16 protein-coding genes are annotated in these 14,046 nt (G+C 60.2%); 9 read left to right on the top strand and 7 right to left on the bottom strand.

The genetic code is table 11. The annotated features are described in order from the left end of the window. Positions 1-7: 7 nt before the first annotated feature. Both QWZ03_RS20150 and imuA read right to left on the bottom strand, forming a co-directional pair. Positions 8-1,444, bottom strand: coding sequence for a Y-family DNA polymerase (locus tag QWZ03_RS20150; RefSeq protein WP_373322449.1), 1,437 nt, complete (start codon positions 1,442-1,444; stop codon positions 8-10). Continuing rightward, positions 1,368-2,105: a translesion DNA synthesis-associated protein ImuA gene (imuA, locus tag QWZ03_RS20145; protein ID WP_290334407.1), complete on the bottom strand. Its 738-nt coding sequence runs from the start codon at positions 2,103-2,105 to the stop codon at positions 1,368-1,370. Before imuA ends, QWZ03_RS20150 begins: the two co-directional genes overlap by 77 nt. Before the next feature lie 148 nt (positions 2,106-2,253). On the opposite strand from imuA, the gene QWZ03_RS20140 reads away from it, so the two are divergent. Further along, positions 2,254-2,589, top strand: coding sequence for a hypothetical protein (locus QWZ03_RS20140; RefSeq protein ID WP_290334406.1), 336 nt, complete (start codon positions 2,254-2,256; stop codon positions 2,587-2,589). On the opposite strand, the gene QWZ03_RS20135 is transcribed toward QWZ03_RS20140, so the two are convergent. From QWZ03_RS20135 to QWZ03_RS20125, 3 genes are all read right to left on the bottom strand, one after another. Beyond that, entirely contained in the window at positions 2,578-3,375 is a 798-nt protein-coding gene (locus QWZ03_RS20135) for a substrate-binding periplasmic protein (protein WP_290334405.1), read from the bottom strand. The genes QWZ03_RS20140 and QWZ03_RS20135 overlap by 12 nt on opposite strands. 86 nt (positions 3,376-3,461) lie before the next feature. Continuing rightward, positions 3,462-3,926: an SRPBCC family protein gene (locus tag QWZ03_RS20130; RefSeq protein WP_290334404.1), complete on the bottom strand. Its 465-nt coding sequence runs from the start codon at positions 3,924-3,926 to the stop codon at positions 3,462-3,464. Between the two features lie 55 nt (positions 3,927-3,981). Further along, positions 3,982-4,257 (bottom strand): hypothetical protein, encoded by a 276-nt coding sequence (locus tag QWZ03_RS20125; protein ID WP_290334403.1) that lies wholly within the window; start codon positions 4,255-4,257, stop codon positions 3,982-3,984. Between the two features lie 384 nt (positions 4,258-4,641). Here QWZ03_RS20125 and QWZ03_RS20120 point away from each other — a divergent pair, with 384 nt between their 5' ends. The 4 genes from QWZ03_RS20120 (at position 4,642) to QWZ03_RS20105 (ending at position 8,083) form a co-directional block, all read left to right on the top strand. Continuing rightward, the gene (locus QWZ03_RS20120) at positions 4,642-5,073 is read left to right on the top strand and encodes a GNAT family N-acetyltransferase (protein ID WP_290334402.1); all 432 of its coding nucleotides are present in this window, start codon (positions 4,642-4,644) and stop codon (positions 5,071-5,073) included. 475 nt (positions 5,074-5,548) lie between these two features. Continuing rightward, a complete protein-coding gene (locus tag QWZ03_RS20115; RefSeq protein ID WP_290334401.1) occupies positions 5,549-5,989 on the top strand; it encodes a DUF6491 family protein in 441 nt (146 codons plus the stop codon). Positions 5,990-5,992: 3 nt separating this feature from the next. Continuing rightward, positions 5,993-6,679 carry a response regulator transcription factor gene (locus QWZ03_RS20110; RefSeq protein ID WP_290334400.1) on the top strand — a complete coding sequence of 229 codons (687 nt, stop codon included), beginning with the start codon at positions 5,993-5,995 and terminating at the stop codon, positions 6,677-6,679. Between the two features lie 24 nt (positions 6,680-6,703). Further along, a complete protein-coding gene (locus QWZ03_RS20105; RefSeq protein WP_290334399.1) occupies positions 6,704-8,083 on the top strand; it encodes a sensor histidine kinase in 1,380 nt (459 codons plus the stop codon). A gap of 46 nt (positions 8,084-8,129) precedes the next feature. Here the strand turns inward: QWZ03_RS20105 and QWZ03_RS20100 are convergent, their stop codons facing one another. Next, positions 8,130-8,900, bottom strand: a complete 771-nt coding sequence (locus QWZ03_RS20100) for a substrate-binding periplasmic protein (RefSeq protein ID WP_290334398.1) — start codon at positions 8,898-8,900, stop codon at positions 8,130-8,132. A 288-nt stretch (positions 8,901-9,188) separates the two neighbouring features. On the opposite strand from QWZ03_RS20100, the gene QWZ03_RS20095 reads away from it, so the two are divergent. After that, positions 9,189-9,470 carry a hypothetical protein gene (locus tag QWZ03_RS20095; protein ID WP_290334397.1) on the top strand — a complete coding sequence of 94 codons (282 nt, stop codon included), beginning with the start codon at positions 9,189-9,191 and terminating at the stop codon, positions 9,468-9,470. Between the two features lie 76 nt (positions 9,471-9,546). On the opposite strand, the gene QWZ03_RS20090 is transcribed toward QWZ03_RS20095, so the two are convergent. Further along, positions 9,547-10,290 carry a substrate-binding periplasmic protein gene (locus tag QWZ03_RS20090; protein ID WP_290334396.1) on the bottom strand — a complete coding sequence of 248 codons (744 nt, stop codon included), beginning with the start codon at positions 10,288-10,290 and terminating at the stop codon, positions 9,547-9,549. Positions 10,291-10,487: 197 nt separating this feature from the next. Here QWZ03_RS20090 and QWZ03_RS20085 point away from each other — a divergent pair, with 197 nt between their 5' ends. The 3 genes from QWZ03_RS20085 to QWZ03_RS20075 all read left to right on the top strand — a co-directional run bounded on the left by QWZ03_RS20085 (position 10,488) and on the right by QWZ03_RS20075 (position 14,044). Continuing rightward, positions 10,488-11,588 carry an Hpt domain-containing protein gene (locus QWZ03_RS20085; protein WP_290334395.1) on the top strand — a complete coding sequence of 367 codons (1,101 nt, stop codon included), beginning with the start codon at positions 10,488-10,490 and terminating at the stop codon, positions 11,586-11,588. 120 nt (positions 11,589-11,708) lie between these two features. After that, a complete protein-coding gene (locus QWZ03_RS20080; RefSeq protein ID WP_290334394.1) occupies positions 11,709-12,836 on the top strand; it encodes a response regulator in 1,128 nt (375 codons plus the stop codon). Positions 12,837-12,982: 146 nt separating this feature from the next. Further along, positions 12,983-14,044, top strand: a complete 1,062-nt coding sequence (locus QWZ03_RS20075) for a cell division protein ZipA C-terminal FtsZ-binding domain-containing protein (RefSeq protein ID WP_290334393.1) — start codon at positions 12,983-12,985, stop codon at positions 14,042-14,044. Positions 14,045-14,046 lie beyond the last annotated feature (2 nt).

Here is a 14,046-nt window from a genome sequence, read left to right as displayed (position 1 = left end):
CGATTCCTTAGGCAAACAGGCCGTGCAGGTACCAGCTGTCGGTGCTGCGCTGCTGGTATATCCAATAGCGGCGACCAGATGCCCCTTGCGCCTGGTAGTAGTCGCGGGTGACGCCATCGCCATCCCACCAGCCGGATTCGATGCGCTCTGCCCGTGTCAGCAGCTGGAGCGGTTCGCCGTGCCAGAGATACCCATCGCGTAGCTCCAGACTCTGCGGCTCGGGCAGCAGCCAGGCGGGGCGCTCACCCAGGGTGAGCTGAGGGGAGGCGCTACCGCAGGGCGCCCAGCGCCAGGCGTGTTCTGGGCGGTGATCCGCCACACAGACGATGCTCTGCACCGCTTCCTCTCCCAGCCGCGCCATCAGCCGTGCGCGTAACAGGTCGAAATCCTCCGCCTGGCTGGCATTACCAAACAGGGTGAGCACCTGGCCGTCCAGGCGATGCAGCTGGCTGGCCAGAATGCCCATGGCTTCTACCGGTGCGGGCAAGACCAGCCGCGCAAGGCGCTCGCGACAGATGGCCAGCATGGCATCGGCGGCGCGGGTGGGCTTGCCTAGCCCTAGCGTTACTTCGGTTTTGCTGCGGTCTTCGTGCTGCATGGTCAGGTGCAGCTGTTGTACCCCCAGCCCCCTGCCCATCAGAAATGCTGCCAGCTCGGTAAACAGGCGCTTGGCGACAAAGCCCAAGGCTTCGACCTGGTCTGTCGCCCAATTGAGGGCTACGATGCGTTCAAATCGATCAGGCGGCTCAAAAGGATCGCGCGGGTCTGGCTGCAAGCCTAGTGCTTGGTCCAGCATGCAGGGGAAGGCGTGGCCCAGGCGATGGGCAAGACCATCACGCGGGAGGCTGTGGAGGTCGGCAAATTGGCGCATGCCTAGCGCTTGCAGTTGCCGCAGCGTGTCGTCAGGCCAGGGGAGCGCGGCGATGGGCAGGCTTGCCAGGCCGTCGGCAAGACCCTCCGGGCTACGTATCACGGCTTGTGGGCGCAACTGGGCCAACCAGGTGGCGGCAAGCGGAGAGGGGGCTGCTGCCATCTGTGCTGCCCAGCCGTGCTCCACCAAGCCTTGTGCAATCAGCTTGCGTAATCGGCCCAGGCCCTTGAAGTAGCGCAGGCAACCTTCTATCTCCAGCAGCAGGCCGTGCGGCGGAGCCAGGCAAACGGTAGGCGTGTACTGCAAGCTCCAGGCTGCGAGGCTTTCCAGCAGCGCTAGTTCCTGTTGCGGCTGGCGCCGGGCAATACGCAGATTTGCAGCCAGCGTCATGGCGGCGGCGCGGCGCATGCCGGGTTTTACACCCAGCGCTTGCGCTGCGGCATTGCATATCAGCACCTGCTCCTGGCGGCCGCGCTGCTCTACGACAGCCCAGGGCTCAGGCTGCGTAGGCGTAAGGCTCTGATGCAGTGCGTCTAGCGGTAGAAAAGGCAGGTGTAGTGCTAGCCACAACATGGGTAGGGCCTGTAGCAGGATGCCTGGCGGGCGTTGGTTGATGGCCGTGGGGCAGGAATACGGCTTGGGTTGCTGCAGCGCCCCGGCGCTTGAGTACCTGTACTGCTACGCCGCCAGCGACGGATTCCACGCCCAACCGCAGGCCGAATGGTGAGCTGACGTTTTCGGCACGGCCATGGCGCAAGACAAAGCCACTGCCGCCACCTTGTTCGGCTGCCAGTTGCAGGCGACGGCAGTTGCGATCGCTCAGGGCCAGGTCGAACCAGCCTATTACCGCGCCACAGGCGGGCTCCCGCAGGGATTGCTCCATGGCCCACAAGGCATCGTGTTCGGTTTTGGGGTTTACCCAGGTCAGTTGCCGCAGATCCACACCGGCAGCCTGCCAGGCGGGAGCGTAGGGTATTTGCGGTGGGGCAATCAGCAGTACCTGCTTACCGGCCTGGCTTAAGCGGGCGAGGGCCGGCAGCAGCAGTTTGAGCTCACCGCAGCCCGCTCTGCTGGCAATGACTTCAGTAACGGCCGCCAGTGGCCAGCCCGCGCCTGGTAGCAAGGGCGCCAAGCGCTCGTGCCCGCAGGGGGTGGTGGGTACGGCAGTCTGGCTGTAACCATCACCCCGCCATACCCCTGGGTGCTTCAAGACATCGACTAGCGCTGCTTTCATGGCCCACTCCTCGCAAGAGAACGTTCGTTCACCAGATATTAGGAGAACGAACGTTCTCTGGTCAACCAGAATGTGGAATATTTTAATTAGGTGACGTGTCACTTAATTATAATTGAGGCCAAGACCATGTCTTTTGAGGGCAGCAGGTATGACGAGCGATACTCTTTCCCCACCCAAGCGGCGCCCAGGCAGGCCTGCGCATGGTGAGCGCGCCATGACGCCGGCAGAGCGCCAGCGTGCCAGCCGCAAGGCCAGGCGTGCTTTGTTCATGCAGGAGATCAAGGCGGGCAAGGGGGCGGATGCCAAGACAGCCAGAGAGCCGTTTGCCACAACGGTGGATGGCACGCTCAAGGCCCATCTCAAGCTATGCGCCCGGAAGGTAGGCTTGGATATGAATGCGTTTCTTGAGCTTTTGATACAACAGCATGCGACTGAGCTGCGGGACAGTTTATCCCGGCAGGAGACCGAGCCATCAAGGCGGTGATGATGGGCTTCTGGCCTTGCTGCCCTTGGGTTGCCATTTCTCCAGCAGGCGCTGCAAGCTGCCATCGGCCTTCATTTCCACCAGCGCAGCATTGAGTTTGGCAACAGTCTCGGCCTTGCTGAGGCGATTGAGCGCAAGATAATAGCCGCCGCTGCTGATCAATAGCATTTGCGGCTCCAGATCTTCGAGTGGAATCCCGCTTTCACGGGCAAAGGCGCCAATGGAAAGGGGGTTCATCGGAACCAGGTCCACCCGGCTTGCCAGGAGTTTGTAGCCGATTGCGCGGTCGTGCATTGTGATGTCGAGATTGAGCCCTTGCTCAAATCCCTGTGCCAGCAGGTATTCGGTGGCGGCGTCATTATGGGAGGCGCCCACCCTGTATTGCTTGGCCTGATCCAGCGAGGTGGCCACGACGTCCTTGCGGGTGCGAAGCCGCCACAGCCAGACTTCGCGCTTGGCGATGGGCCCGATCCAATGGAACCAATCCTCGCGCTCAGGTGTTCTTGCTACGGTAAACAGCAGGACATCGGGCTTTTGCCTGGCCGTTTCAAGCGCCCTTGCCCAGGGCAGGGCTTCGGTCTGCAGGCTGAAGCCGCTACGTCGTGCGGCTTCGTTGGCAACGTCCACACCCAAGCCTTGTAGCTTGCCATTGAAGACGATGTTGAATGGTTCATTGTTCTCTGCCGTGACAGCCCGCAGCGACAGCGGCGGCTCGGTGGCAGCGGCATAGGTGGCGGCAAGCAGGGTGGCCAGCAGAGCTGTGATGTGCGCACGTATCCAAGGCATCCTTGATCCCCCGATTGTCCTGCTGCCGGTCTGTGGGTGTCCGTGCCGATCGGTAAGCGGGCGGCACGGCTGCAATCAGATTAGCCTCAGGCGATTTCAGCTGCCAGGAGCCGTGGCAGGTTGCTGCCGATAGCGTCCTGCCAGCCCGTTATCATGGCGGCGAAAGTTGCTTCGTCGAGTTCATTCAGCAAAGCAAGGCCGGCATCGCTCAATGCCGTCAGTGTATAGCGCACCGTGACCTCGGTGGTTTGGTCATCACGGGCGTGGCATTGCACTTCGACTATGCCGCTGCGTGATCCGGGGGTGAGCCGGGTATAGCGTGAATAAAGGCGTTCTTCGTCAAAATCGACCAGGCACCAGAGTGTGTATTCGGCGTCACTGCCGGTACTGAAGACCATGCCGGCCTCGGTTTGGCCGTTGGCGGGGTAGTGGTAATGAGGCTGCCATCCTGCTACCCACAGGCATTCGCCCGCCGGGGTAAAGAAGCGATGGCAGGATTGGCTGGGGGCTGCGAGGGTAATTTGATGGGTACGAACGATGCGTGTGGACATAGTGAGGCTCTCCATGCGTTGACGTGGCAAGACATGGTCACTGCATTGTGTGGACTCACTCTCCCTTCCGATCAACCAACTGATGGCTATCGCTCGCGGCCAGATCCAGGCCGTATATTTCGCGCAACTTGCTGATCATTTCCAGCGTGTCGGGCGAGAAGGCGCATTTGCCCTCGAAGGCGTGCAGCACAATGCCTTCGAGCAGGTCACCCAGGGTGATTTCCTTGTACTCGGCCAGGCCTTTGAGCACTTTTACTAGGCGCTTCTCGAGTCTTACGCCGGTCTGGATGCGTTCGATGGCTATCGTTGCGGGCTTGATGGATTCAGGCATGGAGGTCTCTCGCAATATTGGGTTACCAGATTACCATGGTAACAGAATTTTAATTGTGAGCGTATTGGTGTGAAACCCGAGCTGAGATTCCTCTTGGAGGGATCGCTGCAAGTGGGGTGACTGCGCTTCCCTATTGAGAGCCTCCAACAAAACCTCGCGTTGCGGTTCTGGCCGGGTATGCGGGCCTAGGCGTGCGCAATAGGCAGTACATGGGCAAGGCAGGCTCGTACCACTACCCGCCTTGCTCCTCATACTGCATGGCTGCGAACCCTGCGGGCCGCGACGCGGCGAAAAGACTTTGAGCGGGCGCCATGACCAGCGGGGCATAATGCTGGCCCCTGACCGCGCCTACCTAGCCATGCATCCGACCCTACGCCCCCCCCAATGCCGATCGAGCACAGCCAAATTGCCAGCTGGGCCATCGCAGAGGGTTGGCCGGGCACTAGCAAGCACATTCCCCTGACGCAGGCGGCGTTCCCCGCCTTGCTGGAGCTACCTGGTCACTACAGTTACTGCCTGGGAGAGCCTGGTGCCGCACCAATCGGTTTCGGCCAGATATGGCTCAACCACGCCAACGGCACTACCAATCTGGTACGCATCCTGATCGACCCGCAGCGCCGCGGCCAAGGGCTGGGCAAGTTGCTGTGCCGCTTGCTGCTGGCCGAGGCCAGCCGTATCAGCCCGGGCCAGGCGGTCAAGCTGAGGGTTTATCGGGAAAATCACGCCGCAGTGAGCGTCTACCGTGCGCTGGGTTTCGAAACCTTGGTGGACGAGTCAAATGCCGAGGTACTCGCCATGGCAAGCCGTAAATGCTGATCAGGTGGGCTTCAAGCAAGAGCACACGACATGACCAAGCGGCGCTAACAAAACCCAGCGAAGCGCTTCTGGCCAGGTGTGAAAGCGCAGGCAGCACGCAGGTACGGCAAGCTTGCACAGCGATTGGTGGCGCCTGCCGTTGGAACATTAATTCTTATTAATCTGCCGTTAAGCACGCTGCAACAGCACCCATGTCAAGATCGCACCAACTTAGTTATGCGCCGACGCCGCCGCCTGACCGACACAGACAAGCGTCCCCGTATATCTGGTGTGAGTTCAACGAGCCTTAGGGGGCTGGGTAACCAGTCCCCTCTCTTTTTATGGCGATCCGGCCTGTAACCATCTGCTACAAACAGCACTGCGACATCTCACTACCGTCGCACTGCGCTCGTCATGCACAATACACCTACTCAAACAAATAAAGACGCCGTGAAGGAGAGCACGCGTGCCTAACGTTGCGACGTTGCCATGGACCATGGCTGCCTTGCTCGCACTCAGTACCAATGCGGCACCGCCGGTGACAGAGTCTGCAGAGGCCGGTGCTGTTCTGCCACAGCCATCCCGCCAGCAGATTCGAGTCTCCCGCCTGTTTGGCTGGCAGCCGCTGGATGCCAGCAGCCTACTGCTGTGGACCGGCAAGGAAGAGGTCTGGCGCCTGTCGCTGGCCTCGGGCTGCAAGGAATTGATGCGTGCCCGTACCATTCAGGTCACCACTGACCGTCGGCATATCAAGATAGGCAAGGACAAGGTGCAGGTGGGGGAGCAGTCCTGCGCCATACAGTCGCTGACCTTGCCGGACGAAAAGCTCAAGAAGCGCTACAGCAAGGCGCGTAAGGGCTATGTGGCCAATCTGCTGCCCTGGCTGGATGCGCCGGATCTGGAGCCCGCTGATACACAGAACGACGGCAAGGTCTGAGCGATGCGCCTGCTGCTGGTCGAGGATCAAACCGATACCGCCGAGTTCGTCCTGAAGGCCTTGCGTGAGACCGGTCATATTGCCGACCATGCCAAGGATGGCAGGGAGGGCTTGTTTCTGGCCACGACCGAAACTTACGATGCCATCATCCTGGACCGCATGCTGCCCAAGGTGGATGGCCTGACCATACTGCGCACCTTGCGCGCTTCCAGCATCCATACGCCCGTGGTCATTCTCTCTGCCCTGGGCGAGATAGATGACAGGGTAGAAGGCTTGCGCGCCGGCAGCGACGACTATCTAGTTAAGCCTTTTTCTACCATAGAGTTGCTGGCAAGACTGGATGCGGTTACCCGTCGCAGCCCTGGGCAGACCGAACCGGAAGGACATGTGCTCCGCCTGGCGGATCTTGAGCTCAACCGGCTTTCGCGCAGCGTCAAGCGTGCAGGGGTGGCGCTGGAGCTGCAGCCCCGTGAATACCAGTTACTGGAATACCTGCTGCGCCATGCTGGCCAGGTAGTGACGCGTACCATGTTGCTGGAGGCCGTATGGGACTACCACTTCGACCCTGGCACCAATGTGATTGACGTGCACATCAGCAAGTTGCGCAACAAGATCGACCCGGCAGGCCTGCCGCCCCTGCTGCACACAGTGCGCGGTGCGGGCTATCGCCTGGGCGATCCACAGGCCTAGCCGGGCCCAGACTGCATCCAGCCCATGCGCCTTAGTCCTTTTTCCTGGTTCATCATCGGCCTCTCCACGCTTATGCTGGCTGGGGTGACCCTGTTTGCTGCCGTCAGCTATCGCGAAACGCGCAATGCCATGATCAGCGAGTTTCAGGCAGCCTTGCGGGAGGAGACGACCGCGCTGGAAACTATCTACCAGTTGCAGGGCCACAAGGCCCTGATCGAGGTGGTGACCGCCCGTGCCAATGCCAATCTGGACGATATGGGCAATGAGGCGGTGGCGGTCTACCTGCTGACCGATGCCAAGGGAAAGAAGCTGGCGGGTAATCTGGCTTATTGGCCGACCACCGAGCAGGCGGTGGACGAGAGTTCCTTGCAGTTCATTGATCCTGCAACAGGTGACACCATCGTTGCGGTGGTTTTTCTGCTGTATGCGGACCAGCGCTTGCTGGTGGGGCGCCGGGCGGTTTTTGAGCAGGTGGGCCAACATCTCTGGCGTAACTACGCCTTGCTGGTGGGGGCCGTGCTGTTTGTCTCGGTGGGGGGCGTGTGGGTGTTTACCCGGGCACTGCGCCAACGGCTGGGTTACATCAGCGCCACGGCCGAGCGCATACGCCGTGGCCACCTGGATGAGCGGATCCCACAGAGCCGTCGCCGGGATGAAATTGAGGCGCTGATAGGTCAGCTCAACCTGATGCTGGATCAGGTGGAAAAGCTAATGGAGCATGCGCGCACCACCTCCAGTGCCATTGCCCACGATTTGCGCCATCCTATCAGCCGCTTGCGCAACGAGCTGGAGGTGCTGGCAGGCGAAACGCAGGAGGCGGGTACCCGTGCCAGGGTAGAGACGCTGACCGCGGATATAGACAGCATACTGCGCATTTTTCAGGCGGTATTGCGGCTGGGCCGACTGGAGGCGGGTGCCTATGCCTTGCAACTGGAGGAGGTTGAGCTGACAGAGCTCGTCGTTGATGCCATTTCACTGTATGAGCCTATCGCCGAGAACATGGGCAGGCACATCCACTTCAATGGGATGCCGGCCACTTGGCATATTGATCGTGATCTGGTGTTCCAGGCGGTGGCCAACCTGCTGGAGAATGCCTTGAGCTATGGCGCTGGCGATATCCTGGTGCAGGTGGAGGGCAGGGGGGTGATCATACGGGATCACGGTGAGGGTATTGCGGCTGAGGACATCGAGCGCGTGCTAGAACCCTTTGTACGCCTGGATGAAAGCCGTAGTAGTGCCGGCAGCGGCCTGGGCTTGAGCCTAGTGAGGGCCATCATGGAGGCGCATGGCGGCACCTTGGCGTTGGCGGATGCACAGCCAGGCTTGTGTGCCACCCTGGACTTCACACCGGTTGTGCGATCAAAAGCCGTTGCTGGCACGAGCCGGCAAAGGGCAGAGCCTTAGGTGCTTGTTGGCCGCCGCATTGGGCTGGGCCAGTGCAGGGTCTTTCCTACTCCAGATAAGAATCAATGGCTGCGCGATAGCGCCCATTGGACTTCATCCTTGCCAGTACCTGATCGAAGCGATCGCGTAACCTGCAGTCGCGAAAAACCACATAGTAGCTGGCACGGCCGGGGAAAATCGGATGTATGTCCACGCTTTCGCTGGTGGGCAGACTGCTACGTAGCTGCTGCCTGTACCAGGCAAAGATGGTTTTATCTATGAGCAGTACGTCAAACCGATTCAGCCAGAACTGCCGGACCTGGGCAGTCTGATCTCCCAGTTCAGTGTAGTGTTCCAGATGCGGGCCTTCGGCATTGGGGCCATATAGCGCCTCGAACTCACGGCCCAGGTTGCGATGCGCCTTCTGCCAAGCCGCAACCGAATACTTGCTCAAATCATGCACGCGATTCAGTGTGATATGGCGGCTGGACTTGCTGATGGCGACATTGACGTATTCGCTGATGCTTTGCTTGCTGTAGCAGTTCTTGTCGCCGGGCTCGGGTTGTACCGCTACGGCAGCTGCAAAGCTGGCATCCGACAGGGCAATGTACAGGCGGGCGTTGGGCAGGTGGTGGTTGTCCACCTCGTAGCCGAGTTCCCGCATGGCTGTTCTCATGATGTCCAGCTCAAAACCACGCCAAATACCGGCTTCCTCGTACACAAAGGGCGGGCGTCCCAGGCCAAAGGCCATCTTGAGCGTTTTATGCTGTGCTGCCAGCGTTGGCAGGCACGCAAGGCAGCAAACCAGGCGGATCAGTACTTTCGGGGCAATCTGCACGCAACCTCCGGTGAGGCGGGCGCCGGCAAGAAGATGGCATTGACGGCGCTTCCGCCCATGTTTATAGCAAACCGTTACCTTTGCATGCCACAAACCAGCGTTTGGCCCAGGTCAAAAAACGAGTCATGGAAAAACCTGCAAAGCTGAGCTTAGATTAAGCGTCACTGACAAAACACTGCGTAGCGGCAACGGCAGGGGTAACAGACCGCGATGGGTAGTAACTGCGCTGCCGAGTGGTGTAGGTCAGGGATGCCGCCAACGATAGCAATTGCCAAGGAGCGTAGCACCATGCAATTTGATCCTGTAGAGGCCGCACATTTCAGTATGCTGTCGCGTAATCCGTTTCCCCATATGCTGATCGATCAGGCGCTGCTGCAGGTAGCGGGGGGGGATGTGCAGGGTTCGCAGTTCCGCAAGGATGCACTGGCTGCGGCGGGGTGGCGCCATAGCAGCCTGGTCCCGTTCGGCAAATACCCGGACGAGGCCGCCAGCGCTTTCAATCGTTTGCGCGAAGCGCTGGCGGTAACGGAGGAGCCGGCCGCCATCCTGGCCAAACTGAAACAGTCCTAAGGGGTTGTGAGATACAGTAAGCCGGCCATGCAGACCCGATTCGATTCAATATGCCGTGTAGTGGCCTCTGCCCGAGTCACTCGGCAATTCTGTGCTTGGCTTTCAGCTTGCTCACCATGTCTTTTTCTTTGATCAGAAACTCGTTGAACTGTTTGATGACCTCGGGGTGAGCAATGCTGGACAAGGAAAACTCACTTTTCTCCTTGGGCAGCTTGTCATCGAGCACCAGTGCGCCCGGGGTCTTCAGTACTTCACCCATGATGTAGTTGGCCGAGGTGGTGTTGAGAAACACACCATCAACGCGACCACTGGTGCCCATCTTGATGGCGGCATCGGCTGTATTGGCTTCGCTGACCGTAATGGCCTTGCTCTTGATCTGTGCCATATAGGGCCAGGGCGTAAAGCCGCGCAGGGTGGCTATGCTTTTGAAGGTGGTTAGCGTCTTGCCCTTGTTGGCCGGTAGAACCAGCAAACCTTCAGTCACGCTGATGGCGCCCATGCTGTAGCTGATATTTGCCCCCTTCTTGATATCAGCCTGCCACATGGCGTTGTCGGGGAACTTGAAATCCAGCGATTTCTTCACGGCGAACTCATCAAACAGCCGAGCAATGGGCATGGGCTTGTAGCTGAACTGATGGCCCTGCTTGGCGGCAAAGGCATCCAGCAGGTCGCGGGCGTAGCCCGTGTAGTTGCCTCCTTCGCCCTTGTAGATGGGGAGGTAGTCGTTGGCTTCCACGCCTACCGTGTAATTGCCAGCCATAGCCTGCCCTAGGCCCAGAGCAAACAAGGCGGGTGCGATCAGTATTGCGGTGCTGCGCATCGTAGTCTCCTTAACGATAAGCCATGTCTTACTATAGGAGCTGACCGCTGCAGTTCCATGGCAACCGTGCGTGCGCTGGCGATGGTGCCATACTGATGGGCAGTGTCCTGGTGCCGGGAGGGAAGTATATTCCAGCAGGCAACTGGTCATTCAGGCGGCATAGGTAGGCTGCAGAACAACCAATACGGAGAGGCAGCATGGATAGTAGTCAGGTCAACTTCGAGCTACTGCAGGATGTCATGACCGAATTGGGTGACCGGCTCCCGCTGCTTGAGGATGATATGCACCAGTTGGTGCGATTCCGTGAGAACCCGGACCTGGTTGCCAGTGCCTTTCGCCATGTGCATAGCATCAAGGGGGATTTTGCCTATTGCGGCGCCGAGCCGATTGCTGACTTTGTGCATCGATTGGAAAACGTGCTGCAAGCACTGCGTGAGAGGCGGATATTGTGTACGCCACTGATCGCCGAGGCCGTGCTACAGAGCCTGGACAGGGTGCGTGACATGGCGCTTACCCTGCAGCGTACCCGCCATTTTGATGACACCCCATTGACTGGCCTGCTGGCCAGCATAGACGAGTTGAGCGAAGCCACCAGCCAGGGTAGGGCGGATCAGGCGGCGCGCCATGTATTGCTGGCGGCACATAATCCAGGGGAGCTGCTGCAGGCGCCTAGCCGCTGGGATGACAGTGCGTCGACACCGATACCGTTGGCGGAGAACAATCCCGCCTTGTTGCTGGGCCAGCAACTGGCGCAGGCGCTGGCATTGCGCTATCCGGCCTGGCAGCGCCGTGTGCCTACCCAGCTGGAGATTGTGCTGTCTTTGAACCGGCATTACCCCCAGCCCGTGGCCGAGGGGCCGCTGACGCTGGCGGTGTATTGGCACGATGTGGGCATGCTGGCCCTGCCCAACGGTTTTTTTGCCGCTCCGCCCAAGCCTAAGGATGAACCGTGGGATAGCTGGATCTTGCATCCGGAATTGGCAGCACAGTGGCTACTGGCCGCTGACCCGGCCTGTACCGAGGCCGCCACCATCGTGCGCCAGCATCACCAATGGACGGACGGGCGGGGCTTTCCTTTGCGTAGCGGCCCAGGCGGGCTGCATCCTGGCGCGCAGATGCTGGCCTGTGCCGATATGTTCTACGACATGGTGGCGGGTCTGGATGGTGAGGAATACCGCCGTGGTGCACTGAGGGCGGTGTTTGACATCCATGGCGGCTTGGATACCCGCTTCGACGCATTGCTGATCAATGCCTTTCAGGCGGTGGCACATGGGTGGACCCAGCCCGTGAGGTGCTGAGATGGTGCGGGGTTACCCTAAGGGGCTGCGCGACGTGGGTCTGGCTTGCTCTTGCATGGCTGCATCGCCTATACCTGCCTGTGCACGCCTGAATTTAACCGCGCAACGCTGGAGGATGGGATGCAAGCCACCAAGATATTGATCGTGGACGACGATCCACTGCAATTGCGCCGGATGGCAGGCATACTCGGCGCCCATTACGCCATAGATACGCTTGATCGGGGAGCGGGTTTCAAGGAGGCGCTGGCGCGCTATGCGCCGGATCTGGTGATCCTGGATATCGAGCTGCCTGACGTCAACGGCATTGCATTGTGCCGAGAGCTCAAGGCGCACAGCGAGACTGCGGCAACGCCTGTGGTGTTCCATTCGAGCCACGATACGCTGGATGAACGCATGGAGGCGTATGAGGCGGGCGGGGAGGACTTCCTGCTCAAGAGCATGGGGGCTGACGAACTGCTGGCCAAGGTGGGCATCATGCTCGAATGGATCAGCCGGCATCGCCTGCTGGCCAAGGAGGAGCAGGCGGCCCGTGCTGCAGCTGATGCCGTCAAGCATGATCTCAGCGAGATCGGTATTGCACTGGAGGCCCTGCGGCAGATGGGCGTGTCGGACGATATGCAGAGTCTGGCCCGGGTTGGCGTGGATGCGCTGAGCGATTGGCGCATTGATGCCAATGTGCAGGTGCGCGTCGGCAAGGACAAGTACACACTCAATCCCCGCGGCCACGCCACGCCGCTGGAGACCTCGATCATCCATAACTCCCGCCTTTCGGGGCCGGTGTTTCAGTTTCGCGACCATCTGGCGCTGAACTTTGACCACGCCAGCATACTGGTGCGCAATCTGCCACAGGGCGAGGCGGTGAAGCTGCAACGGGTGCGTGATTTATGCAGCGTTCTGGGAGAGGGGCTGGATGCCCGCGCACGGGCGCTGGAGGTGGCTGCCTCCCTGCAGGAGCGCAATATGGTCTTGACCAGCTTTGCAGCGCAGGCCGAAAAAGCCTTGCTGCAACTGCAAGGCGAGTGGCGTGAGCGACAGGGGGCGGTTGCCGCTGCCTTGCAAGTCCTCAAGGATGAGCTGGAACAGGATTTCTTGCGGCTGGCGCTAAGCAAGGATGAAGAAAGGCGCTGCCTGGTGACGCTGGGTCGCGGCATGGCGGAAGTGACACAGGTCTCTGCCCGGGAGCTGGCTGCCGATGTGACATTGCGCACCTTGCGTGAAAAATTGGCGCACTATGGCAGGCAGCGTTGAGCCTGGTGTTGGCAATTGTGCCAACTGTGATGGTGCCGTGGGTACATTGCCCTGTGAATACCTGTGCCGTTCTTGGCGCAGGCCACTACATCCGCTAAGCTCCGCCGCTATCGTACGCCGCATGCATGGCGCGGAGAATATAAGGCATGACCGATTTTCACTGGATTACCCTGAGCCTGGGTCTGGCACTGGTCGGTGGGGTGTGGGGCTATAACAGCTGGCAGGAATGGCGCTTCAAGAAGCGCGCTGCCGATGCATTTGCCAAGAGCCATCCCGATGTGCTGCTGGATACTCCCAAGAACATGGTGCGGCAAGGCGAAACGGGCATGCGTTTCGAGCCCTCGCTGGATGAGCCTGCACCGGTGCTGGGGACGGCCAATAATGCGCCCGAAACGGTGGATCTAAGCGAAAACATCGCCTTGGCGGTGGCGGTGCTGGATCCGTCGCTGGACTTTATCGCCGAGGTGCATCCTGGCGAGCCGGTGGATTTTGCCGTTGTGCCACAGATAGAGGTGGGCAAGCGGGTCAAGGTACTGGGCTTGAATGAAGGCGACGAGTGGGAACTGATACGTCCAGGTCAGCGCTACAACGAATTGCGTGTGGGTTTGCAGCTGGTTGACCGGCAAGGCCCGGTGAGCGAAGCACAGATGGTGAGGTTCTGCGAGGCGTTGAGCGGCTTTGCTGCCAGTGAAGGTGGTGTGGCAACCTTCCCACGACGGGAGGACAAGCTTCATGTTGCCAAGGAGCTGGATGCATTTTGCGTGGAGGTGGACATGCAGATTGGTCTCAACGTGGTGTCCAGCCGCGCGCCTTTTCCTATTAATCGCGTTGCTGCCATGGCGGAGGCCGCCGGCCTCGTGCTGGAGGCCGACGGGGTATTCCACGCCCGCTCCGAGTCTGGCAAGACGCTGTTCAGCCTGGCCGACCGCCATCATCGCCCGATAGATGCGCTTGATGACACGCCATCGATCACCATCCTGCTGGATGTGCCCAGGGTGGCGGGTGGCGAGCAGGCGTTCGACCGGATTGCCGACCTGGCGCAGCAGATGGCATTGACCTTGGGGGGCGATCTGGTGGACGATGACAACCGTTCGCTCAAGCCAGCCGACCTGGCTGCCATACGCAAGCAACTGGTGGGCATTTATGCCCGCATGGATGATCGCGGTATCCCTGCAGGGGGCGTAGCTGCCCTGCGTCTGTTTGCCTGAAA

Origin of the sequence: Chitinimonas viridis (assembly GCF_030409555.1) — a bacterium.
GTDB classification, from domain to species: domain Bacteria; phylum Pseudomonadota; class Gammaproteobacteria; order Burkholderiales; family Chitinimonadaceae; genus Chitinimonas; species Chitinimonas viridis.
The sequence above is the reverse complement of the archived record's forward strand: the minus strand, read 5'-3'. Positions and strand labels throughout refer to the sequence as shown.